Below are 11616 nucleotides of genomic sequence, written 5' to 3' on the forward strand. Positions count from 1 at the left end.
AAAATGCAGAATATTAGAGAGTTTAAAATCATAAATATTTGAATAATATTGTTATTGTCAATATTCACTAAAAAATCTTCAAAAGTAAATAAAAAAAATGTTATAAAACTTTGTGTGTTAATTTTTGGTCATTTATTATGATTTTTGCTCAGTCAGCAAGCAACACTGCCCTCTTTCTTTATCAGTTTGTCCTTCCTTTCGTGACCACAACACCAAAAATACTTAAGTTGAAGAAGAAGGTGGGGAGTCTGATGAAACAGAAACCAGACAGGAATAAAGACAAACAGGAGGAATTTACAAAATGCTATGTGCAGATATGGCAGCAGATTATCGAGATCTTAAAAACGGACAGTGCCGTGCGTGCACATGTGTACTATATGCCACAGCTGCAGTTGATCCGTGAACTTGATATTTATATTGATCCAGAAGTGCAGGCTGATGTTTTTGGTCAGTCAGGGAAACTCAGTGCCTATTTTTTGATGACGTTTTTTAACTTGCGCAACGAGGAGGCTAAAAAACAAGTTAAAGAGCTCCTGAAAATTAAGCGTCAGTGTGATCTTAGTCCTGAAGAAAAAATTGAATTGTGAGTCATGAAACGTGGCAAAAGTACAATCTTTAGAAAACTATCTGCAATCTCATCTCACTGCTGAAACGCAAGAATGTGAGAAATTAAATAAAGCAGACAAAAGCGATAGTGATAAATTGCGGGTCAACTTCGCGATCCTATACTTGCAACTACAGCAAACTGTGACGTTCACAGAATTTTCTGAATTATCTGTAGATGATTTACTCCAAATTGAGAAATTGAAGCTTAATGCAGCTAAAGTTTATACCTCGATTGTGAGCGCCCGACAACTAGGCAAGGATTATCTATTTGCGGCATTCACTTATTTTGCTACGTATGTCTCTGAACAGCTGGATGAAACCGGTTATTTGCTCTTGCGGGTCAGTTATTTGTTTTACAAGCAATATCAGGCGATTTGTCCGTTAACGGCTTCTGACGCCAAGCAAAAAGAAATCTGTGATTTGTTGCGCTACATTTGTAAACCGCTGGTTGAGCTTAGTCTGCAACAGCAAGAGGAAAGCAGTGAGGAAAGCAGTGAGGAAAGCGACAGCAGACGATTACTGCAACGCTATTTAGATTTTATGTTGAATCTGGTGCAGTTCAATAAGGAAATTTATGAGAATTGGACGGAGTTTATTCAGGATTTTTCTTTAAAAGAGAAAAAATTTTCCAACTACTTGCGTGCACTAACCATCATTTTTAAACGTCTGGCCGACAAAAAAATCGTGTATCGAAAAATACACAGGAAAATACGAAGAAAACGCATACTGCAAAGAATAAAAGCTAAAAAACGGAAACCGAGAAAACCAAGACCTAAAAAGCTGAAACCTGTGCCGGATTGGCCCTCGCAAGAAGAGGAAGTTGAAAAGGACTACCCGTCGCAGGGGAAGATCACTTTATCTTATTTTCCGGCTGATATCACGTTTGATCCATGGATCGTGATAGATGAAGAGGGCGAGATCGATGCGATTGAACAAGGTTGGCAGATCGAAACCACAGATCCGGGAACTGGTCGTTTTTTTAGATTTGTAAATGAATATGCGACGCATATGTTGCGACATCGACAGCGTCGTTTACAACCGCTGGTGACCAACTCTTATTATATGAGTCAGGATGTAATTCAGCATCTTTTTTACCTGTTAAATGGCGAATTAAATAGCCAAGATCCGGACAGTTCTGCCATGGCTGCCGCCTGTTTACTCAGCCTGAGCAGTGGCTTGTCACCTGTTGCACTCCTGAACTATGAACAGCTGATTGAAAAGGGGGTGCTGCTGAAAACGGGGAGCGCCAAGCGGACGGAATATCAGGTGAGACTGTATCTGGCGATTACTCAGCAAAAAAATGAAAGTTTAATGCCACATCAGTTGAATCATATGGTATCTCATGAGCTGTATTTGTCCAGCAGCTGGTTTGAATATCTACATTTACGTTGTAGTACTTCGCCTGTGACGGTGCAAGAGGTCAATCAATATCTGAAAAAATGCATAGCAGGACAACAGCTTGGTTCAATCACTGTCGAAAAGTTACAGGCACAGTTGTACTTCCATGTTTTTCACCACACGTTTAATGAATATATTGCACATGTGCTGTCGGGTAAAGATAGTTCTCATGATCTTCCCGGCAGTTTTTACGGAGGGGTTGCAAAGAAGCAGCTGAATGAGAAGTACCGGATTTATCTGAATACGCTGTGCAGACCGGACACTGAAGCCGGGATCAAGATCGTCGAGCAGCAGTTTGAAAGCTCGAGTGAAGCGGATACCACCCGGCTGGGGAGTCAATTGGCCCTGACTCCGGATTTTGTGTCTGATTTCTTCCAGCAGCTGCATAAGGTCTGTCATGAGAAAATTCAGTTGCATCAGCACTTGATCGAGCGGATCAATGCCTACAGTTTGTGGATGTGGCATATCAGCCTGTTATGTTTAACACGACGTCCGCAAGAACATTTGTTGGGGGAGTGTAGTGCTTATGATCTGGATTTAAGACTGCTATATGTGAATGATAAAAAGAATAGCCAATCACGTAAGGATGGGCGTTTTATTCCGTTAGCGAAGTTTTTTACTCAGGCGTTTAAGCATTATCTCGATTTCTTAAACAGTGTGGTCACTCACTATGCTGACTTACTGAAATTTGTCTTCAAGAAAAATTTCACCCTTGAAGATCTGTTTGGCAAGGTGATTGTCTATCCGGGAAGCCTGCCGGTGACGGCTCAAGCATGGGACAGTCCTAAAATCAGGATCAAGCCTCTTAGCCGAGCTTGGGTGAATGAAGCGTTGTCGCGCTATGCCTCAGCGCCTATTTACAATAACTGGCTGCGCCATTTTGCAATGAATATGCTGATGGATCATGGAGTGGCGTTTAATGTGATTCAGGCCTTGTACGGCCATGATCAACGCGATCAGGAGCTGTTTTATCGTTATTCCTCAGCCTCCTTGTATCAGTATATATGCCATGTCAGTCAAGGCATCGATGAGATGATCAAGATATTGCAGGTTGAGCATTTATCCAGTCCGATGCCAAAAAAGGATAAAGCACATGACAAAGCATGATGTGATTGCTACGTATATTGGTGAGCAAGTTGAACTGACTTTTCAGCAGATGCTCCAATCGATTGCAGGGCGTAAAAGAAGTACGACAGATATTGATAAAGGGCTTGAGAAAATCTGGCTAGATTTTCAGTCAGCGCTGAAGAAATTTTTGAAGAACCATAAGCTTAGCACGGCAACACTCCGAGCCCCTTATCTACAAAAGAGCGAAGCCTATTTTTTTCAACTGAAGGAAGACTACCTGAGCGAAACGCAAGAGGCTTATCCGATTAAAATCATGTCCCTGATATATGAAAATATCAAGCAGCAAGTCGAAGCGGATTTTAATAATAAGATGTCGGATGTCATTAAAAAAAATCAGGGTAATACGCTTGAAATCGATAGCGAAATTGAGAAAATTTGGGTGGATTGTCAGGAAGAAATCAAGGCATTTTTAAAGGAAAGAAAGATTGCCACGGTCGCGCTGAGAGCCCCTTATTTACAATGGGCTGAAGACTGTTTGATTAAGCGTAAAGAAGCTTATGAAAGCGCGTCGGAAGATGCTTATTTGATTAAGATTCCATCAACCATTTATCATCAGATTGCTCAGCAAGTGGCCTTTACTTTTCAACAAATGAAGGAGGCTATTGCAGGACAGAAGGACAGCCAGCAGGATGTCGATGACCAGATTGCCCGAATCTGGGCGAATTTCGCCAAAGGACTGGAGACTTTCTTAAGGAACAAAGACTTCACCACTCGTGCCAAGCGCAAACCGTATATCAAACACAGTGAAGCCAGTTTTTTAGCCTGTTTAGAACAGTATCAGAATGAGGAACACCAGCCTTATCCGATTAAGCTGCGTCCTACGACGCTGTTTTCTGATCCTCCACCGCGGCAGATTCTCAGCACTGAAGCCAGACTGCGGTTGGGACAGCAGCATTTTCATATTGCCAGAGGACTGAAAGCGTATTGGCGTAGCGAGACATTGCAGATGCCAACAGCACAACAGTGCTTGGGTCATCTGTATTTAAGTCTGATTTATTGTTCAGGCTGTAGTGATCTCACTCAGCTGGTCGCCATCGGCAATCGTCTGCTGGAGGAGGAGAAAGAGAAGGAGAAAATGTGCCATCCGTTATCTGGGTATTCAACACTGTATCGAAGTGACTATAAAAAAATTACCAATCCACTGGTTCTCAGTTACTGCATGCCACACCGCTATTACGGCAATGAGATTAAAGACAAGAAGATTTATCAGTGGCGGCATGTCTGGTTCAATCCTTATGCACAACTTTTTTTACACATCCTGAAACAGCAAGCAGAGGACCTGCAACCACAACATCCGCGTAAGGTGCTGGAAGCGATTCTGAGTGTGTTCGAGAATCTTAAAAAACAGCTCAAGGTCTCGGAACAGATTGCGGCATTAAAAAAAATCTTGCGATCCGAGGATCAGGATCTCATTGAGATCACTGCACTCAAGCCCTTTCAGCATGTCAATTTGGCGCTAGAAATCCATCCAGACTTGAGTCTGGATATGTGTTTAAGTGAAGTATTGCAGAATCATCTAAAAACCGTGTCTTTAACGGCAGAAGATCAAGGTGTAGCCTGGTTCAATACCTTGAAATCCACGAATGATCTTGTCAAAGTAGAATATGGGATCCTCCCGTTAGAGACTGAAACAGCCAAACCGGTGGTTATCACGGCACATCAGCAACTGAACGAGCTTCCATTTGAGTTGGATTTTTTTGAACAAGAGCGAGCCCCGGCAGGGAAAAATAAGCAAAGCCAAAGACAACGCCATCAGCAGCAGTTTAAGCAATGGCGCAATATTCAAACCCGGTTGAGTGTAAAGAAGGCAGCCTTAGCGGGCGACAATTATAAAGAATGCAATTTGATAGAAGCACAGTTAAGACTATTGAGCTGGATCTTTTATTTGAGAAAAGAAGAAAAAGAAAACGGCAAGAAATTAAAATTGAGTAGTATCAAGCGTTATCTGAGCAGTTTTGCGAAAGACTATTTCTTTCATATCTATATGTATGACAATGACCTTGAACAGATGAATGTAGAGCACTATGAGCAATTGTATGCCTCCATCCTGAACGGCATCGATGAACGTGCTGAAACACAGCGTGAATACACAGACACTCGCACTCAGGGTCGGGCACAATATGCCTTTGGACGACTGAAAGATTTCCATGCTTTTTGCCAGAAAGAATATCCGGAGAATGTGCCAGCGGTCAGCAGCTTTGACCACAGTGATTTTCAACGTATCCAGTTCTGTCAAGCCAAGCTCATCAGCCCACAGCTGTTTATTCAATTAAAAAAAACAGTCATTCAGAAAATTGAGGCCTGTTCAACTCAAAAAGAAAAAGTCCATTTGCAGCTGTTGCTGCTAATGTACATCCTGGCTTATCGTTTGGGATGTAGACTCAATGAAATCCGGGGGCTGACGCTGGGTGAAATCATTTGTCCTCAACTGCTGTGGAAAGACGATCCAGGCAATCAAACGGTCGCCATACGCATCACCTTGAAAAATAATGTCTATCGACGACTGAAAAGCCAAAATGCGCAACGTCAACTCGATTTGAACGCGGTATTACTGGATGATGAACTGCAAGCGGTGAAAAGCTATCTTCTGCATTGTTTTCAGCAGCCGAATAATAAGAAGGCGAACGAGCAGTTGGTTTTTGAGATCGGTGGAGAAATCCTGAGCGAGCTGTATATCTCAAAAATGACCCGGCTGCTGTTCGATGAAGTCATCAAGCCAGATCACGGCTATACCTTCCACAGTTTCCGCCATAGTGCCGCCACTCATTTGGCAATCGCCTGGTTGGGATCGAAAGAAATGGTGATGACCTATACCGACTACAGCTGGCAGCAGGCTAAGTCTATGCGCAAGCATCTGTTCGGTGAACAGGCTATCAGGCATGAAGCGGTGATTCAGCATAAATGGCGTTTGCTGGCCGATTGGATGGGGCATAGCTCGATTGAACAAACGGCCTCACACTACCTGCATACCCTGGATCTGCTGGCGATTGATCGAATTTACAATACGCCCTGTGTAGTTCATCCTGCTGTTCTGAATAGGCATTATGATCGTGAAGAAACTGAAGCGGTGGATCTGAATCGCGACAGCCAACACCGAAAGTGCTTTGAACGTGAGCAACCGGTGTTGGGTATTGATCAGAAAGTACAACCTTATCTGATGCCCAAGATGCAATTCGAGCTGAAGCCATTATCCTACAAGGTCATCTACACGTATCTCAACACATATCAAGATGCAGAGATCCAAGCACCTCATATAGTGGATAACCTAGATATTTGGATTAAGCGTGCGCTTTGGCTTGCTGTAAAATGGCAAGTACCTTCATTCAGTAAACTTGGATGGAATTTGGACAATGCTGCATCGATCGAGAAAAAGTACTTAAGCGACCTATATGACAAGCAGATCAAAACCAAGCTGAAGCCAAAGAGCCTACAGCTATTTATCGCATTAAAAGATCTTTTAAAGGAGAAAGTTCTGTCGGCTTTAGCTGTATTGATTCAGCATGGCAAACTCAGAAGAAACCAGTTTTGTTTCCAATGTCGTTTTGATGCCCAGCAAAAGCCAAAAATGGATTGGGAAATGCAGGATTTTATCGAGGGGATGCAGCTGTTGTTACCTGAAGATGTCCAATTACAGTACGATAACTATCCGGTGGATCTCACGCAAAAAAGTCGTGAGATTCACGTCTATTTTATCGATCAACAAAGCAATAAAAACATTACATTATCCCTTGCATTTGATTTGCTACTGGAAGCTGTACAACACCCTTCCTTATGGGAATAGCCTAAGCAGATATCGTTCAATTTAAGGGGCCCAGGCCTTTGCTTTGTCAAAATCTGATTTGCCAAGCAAAGGCCTGGGTTTCCGCGAATTTGATTTTTTGTTTTAATTATTCTCATGATTTTAATTCATTGAGGCCCTTTCATAGAATTAAAAAATAAATGTAGGTAGTGCTTCAAAAAGTATGCTGCATAGATTTTGAGATAAATAGGCATCCTTGGGGGTATTGAAAATACAGGGATTTTTTCGGTTAAAATTTTTAAAAAATTAGCCAGCATTAAATTTGAAACACCACCAGAAAATGAAAAAAATTCTAATTTGGTTTGACCAAAGAAAAAGATACCCATATGATAATTACGTTACAGCAAAATCTGTAATCGGGCGTGGAAACCTGAAAATTACTACAGAAGCATTAAAACCGCTTTAGCGGTTTTTTGTGCTTATTATGCTTAGTTTGCCATTATGGTAGGCCAGGCAGGGCAGTCTATGACTGGCCGTCTTCTGTAGTGCGGTATTTCCACCCCTGTTTGGTCTACCTCCATCTCGTGGAAAAGATGGTTGTAGATAGTTAATTCTAAACTACAGGTACTAAACATGAAGATTTTATTATCTAATCCCCCCATTTCTCTTAGGTCTCTTTTGTTAGCGCTGACTGGATATTGACGGTCATTTAATTCACAGCTTTAACCAAATCGAACTATATACATTTTCAAATTTCGTACTTGAGCGAAAGTAGGAAAGTGTTGCCTGGAGAAAATAAGAAATGGGTTCTACACGACTATTGACCAATATTATTCAGCGTAAAGTCATGTTGCCAGAAGAAATGTCACCTTCAATGCAGCGTGACAATTTTGAAGTGGCACTGACTGATTTTGAAAAGCATCCAATCATCAAATGTTTATTTAAGGCGGATAACCAGCGTTCTACGGAATATTGGAGCGTGCAAGAAATTGCAAACTTTATTGAGGATTGTACAGAAGATCAAAATATCAATTTGTGTATCTTGTATTGGAAAGATATACACGGCAATATTTACATTATTGATGGAGCACATCGTCTTTCCTGTATCTATGCGTGGATTAATAGATATTTTGCGGATGAGCAAGTCACTCAAGCACCTAATTTCAATGATCCACAAAAACAAGATATTCGTTACCTCCGCAATTATTTAGGAGATCTCGCTGATTTTCAAAGAATTTGCGCTGATGCTGAATTTGCAGAAAAAAAGTCGAAGTTAGAAGATATTAAAATCAGTTTCAGGCAGGTACTGGGGACTCCGGAAGATGCGCGACGGGTATTTCAATCTATTAACTCAGATACTAAACGTTTAGATAAATATGAGGAATATCACCTAAGAAATCGCGGTAGTGACGCGTATTATGCGATCTATGCCTGTTGTTATATCAATGACAATAAATCTAACCTAGAAGAGCTCCAATATACACGTTTAAATGAGTTGATTGAGTTAGGGGAGAGGATCCACCAGTTACTTTTTTCGACCATTTTATTAGACAATGAAATGAGTCATGGCAAAAAAATTGGCCTGGTCAATGAGCTGATGAATATCATTGCGGGTGATCAGATTCATAATATTATGAGTCTGAATCAGGGGGAGCGCGTTGAAAACCTAATGTCGCATCTGTTGACCATTCTTTGCAGAATAGCGACGCCTGTAAAAAATGCTGGGGTTCCGAGTTTGGGCTTACATCCATACTTATATTTTTATAAGGATCAGCGTTTTCAGATTACTTCTTTTCTTGCATGGTTTTCAATTGTGTATGAAATTCATGAAAGCCGCATGCAGATTCATCATCGAAAGATTAGTTTCAAGGACTTCACCCGGGTACGCCGTAGTATTGAGTTCTTGATCGCCAATTTCCCCGTGGCGACCACCGAAACGGTCGGCAAGTTCGGCAGTGGTATCAAGGGCTATGATCGGCTACAAATTGTCTATAAAGCCTTTATTTGCTTAAGCTTGGAAATGGAGGTTGATTTTGATGATGAGAAATGCCTGAATACCTTTATTCTTTCCATGTCTAAGGCCTTCAAGTACATAAACTTTAACGAGTTCTATGTCGAAAGGTTTTTGGGTGGTTATGATGATGCAGTAGTCAAGAATGTGGTGGGATATGTGGAGTCGATTAGTCCAATTTCTCGGTCAAAGCCAAAGGCCTTTTCGGCATTAACCAAGAGTCTGCTTAAGCACAATTTTGTGGTGGGTAATCATAACTTTTGCCTCATTTGTGATGGATTGATCTATCTTGATTCTACTGAATCGGATCATAGGATTGCCAAAGCCGTAGGTGGGCAAGGCGTTCTAGAGAATGGCCTGCTGGTTCATCCCATCTGTAATAGGATGAAATCAGATCTGAGCCTGGAAGAGATTAGAGCGGATTTGTTTGGTGAATTACTGTATTGAGCAGCAGAGGCGGTAAATTAATTTTCTAAAATTTATCAATGATTTAGCTTTTTATATATTCAGCCAATGTGGTTGTTTTTAATTCACTTTAGAATCACAACCAGAAACTAGCTGTAGTTTCTGAATGACCGTCAAGGTCCTTAGTTTTGCCTATAGATTCCCCCTATGGGCATTTTTTTTTTGATCTAAAACATGTATAGGTGACTTTAAAATAAACCTTTTAGCAATTCATAAGCAATGAGTATTAAGGCTGAGACCATCAGCAACACAAAAATGAGTTCCACTCTAGTTAACATCTTAGTTTCATTTACTATCCGCATGCTTCAACAGCAGCTTTGAATGTTTCACTTAACCTTTAAACTTTTTTAAAAGTTAAATGTATTTACATATGAGTTCTAAAATTTGATAGAATTTATTAAAAATTTAGATTCTAAGTGTAAATAATGAGAAGCGCTAATATTCGACGTGATGGTTACTTAAAATTTCTGAATACATGGCAAAACCGTGATGTCATTAAAGTACTTTCAGGTGTACGTCGCTCTGGAAAATCCACCTTATTGGCGATGTTTCAACAAGACCTAAAAGCACAGGGTGTACAAGCCGAAAACATCATTGCCATCAACTTCGAATTTATGGAATTTGAAGAACTCACCGATTACCGTAAACTACATGATTATGTATTGTCCAAAGTTGATAAAAGTAAAAAAAACTATGTTTTTTTAGATGAAATACAACATGTTACCAATTTTGAGAAAGTGGTCGACTCTTTATATGTTCGGGATTATATCGATTTATATATTACAGGCTCAAACGCATTCTTTCTAAGTGGAGAACTTGCGACTTTACTTACAGGACGCTATATCGAGCAACATGTTCTACCTTTGTCATTCCAAGAATTTAAACAGTGGCATATTGAAAATAATCCGATCATCCAACAATTATCCAATCGTGATTTGTATGCCATGTATACGCGCAGTAGTTTCCCTTATACGCTTGCCATGACTAGCCAGCAAGAAACTTATGATTACTTGCAAGCGGTCTATGCCAGTGTAATGTTTAAAGATGTTATTCCCCGTTTGAATACTGCCGATATTAACTCTCTCGAGCGTGTCGCAAGATATTTGGCAAGCGTGACAGGCTCACCTATTTCCATCAATAAAATTAAAAATACCTTTGTTTCAAGTGGGGTTAAAATTTCATTTGAAACAGTAAAACGCTATATTCAGGGCTTACAGGACAGTTTGTTATTTTATAGTGCTGCACAATTTAAAGTACGCGGGCGTGAGTTATTACAATCCTCTGAAAAATACTATTTAGTTGATGTCGGATTGCGCCGGATTATGTTGCCTGATGCTAATGCTGATCAAGGTCATATCTTAGAAAATGTGATTTATCTTGAGCTTGTCAGACGAGGTTATACGGTCTATGTAGGGCGGGTTGATGAATATGAAATTGATTTTGTTGCTGTCGATACTTTACAGAATTTAACTTATTATCAGGTGGCATTAGAAACGCTCAATGAGGAGACACTCAGCCGAGAGTTACGTCCATTACAGAAAATTTCTGATTCGTATCCCAAATATTTACTTACCTTAGACACGATAGGGACTGAAGCAAATTATAATGGTATTGTAAAAATGAGTGCTCTCGATTGGTTGCTATCTGAAAATAAGTAAAGTTGAGGGTAGTCATCGGCACTTCTATTTATTGATTAAAACTCAAAGACTTTTCAGCATCATCCAAGAATGTATTCAAGCATAATTTCTGCTCCAATTGTGATGGATCGATCGATTTACCTCGATTCGATTGAGTCAGACCCTCATGATTGAGCCAGATTCGCTTACTGAAAGTAGCGAGAATTGCGCTGGAGTTTCTGAAGGATATTAATTCCTTAGTTTGCCCATTCATCCATGTGGGCATTTTTTTTGATCAAAATACAATGCTGTTCTTGCTAAAAAATGACGGCACCTACAATAAAACACAATATTCCAAAAATAATCCAAGGCCAGATCTTTGTCTTCGGTTGTTCTAAATTCTGAGGATTATATTCCGTGTGTTCTAGCGATGTCGGTTGTGGAACACGGGTCTTTTTAGAGTAAGGCTGGTGTTTAGAGTAAGATAGGGCACTGTTGCAAATAGAGATTTGAGTCGATGATGTTTCCTTTAAAAAGTACTTAGAGACCGAAAACCCTGTTGATTAGACACACTTCACCCTGAGGCTGACCATAATAAAATGACGATGCTTGTCCTTTACGTAGTGCACGCATGACTTCAATACCTTTAATTG

General features: G+C 40.5%; 5 protein-coding genes and 2 pseudogenes. 5 read left to right on the forward strand and 2 right to left on the reverse strand.

The window, feature by feature from the left end; translation table 11 throughout:
• Positions 1-137: 137 nt before the first annotated feature.
• The 5 genes from HYI04_RS14730 to HYI04_RS14750 all read left to right on the forward strand — a co-directional run bounded on the left by HYI04_RS14730 (position 138) and on the right by HYI04_RS14750 (position 11005).
• Complete coding sequence (locus HYI04_RS14730) at positions 138-587, forward strand: hypothetical protein (protein ID WP_169041056.1); 450 nt, start codon at positions 138-140, stop codon at positions 585-587.
• Positions 588-597: 10 nt separating this feature from the next.
• Positions 598-3111, forward strand: a complete 2514-nt coding sequence (locus tag HYI04_RS14735) for a hypothetical protein (protein ID WP_169041057.1) — start codon at positions 598-600, stop codon at positions 3109-3111.
• A complete protein-coding gene (locus HYI04_RS14740; protein WP_169041058.1) occupies positions 3098-6913 on the forward strand; it encodes a site-specific integrase in 3816 nt (1271 codons plus the stop codon). Before HYI04_RS14735 ends, HYI04_RS14740 begins: the two co-directional genes overlap by 14 nt.
• A 760-nt stretch (positions 6914-7673) precedes the next feature.
• On the forward strand, positions 7674-9329 hold the full coding sequence (locus HYI04_RS14745) for an HNH endonuclease signature motif containing protein (RefSeq protein ID WP_167588477.1): 1656 nt from the start codon (positions 7674-7676) through the stop codon (positions 9327-9329).
• Positions 9330-9772: 443 nt separating this feature from the next.
• Positions 9773-11005 (forward strand): ATP-binding protein, encoded by a 1233-nt coding sequence (locus tag HYI04_RS14750; protein WP_096911334.1) that lies wholly within the window; start codon positions 9773-9775, stop codon positions 11003-11005.
• Between the two features lie 275 nt (positions 11006-11280).
• On the opposite strand, the pseudogene HYI04_RS14755 reads toward HYI04_RS14750, so the two are convergent.
• Positions 11281-11457: pseudogene (locus HYI04_RS14755) on the reverse strand (DUF4236 domain-containing protein); the annotation flags it as partial.
• Between the two features lie 46 nt (positions 11458-11503).
• A pseudogene (locus tag HYI04_RS14760) lies at positions 11504-11616 on the reverse strand (IS6 family transposase); the annotation flags it as partial.

The organism is Acinetobacter sp. SwsAc2, from assembly GCF_013391465.1.
Lineage (GTDB): Bacteria > Pseudomonadota > Gammaproteobacteria > Pseudomonadales > Moraxellaceae > Acinetobacter > Acinetobacter johnsonii.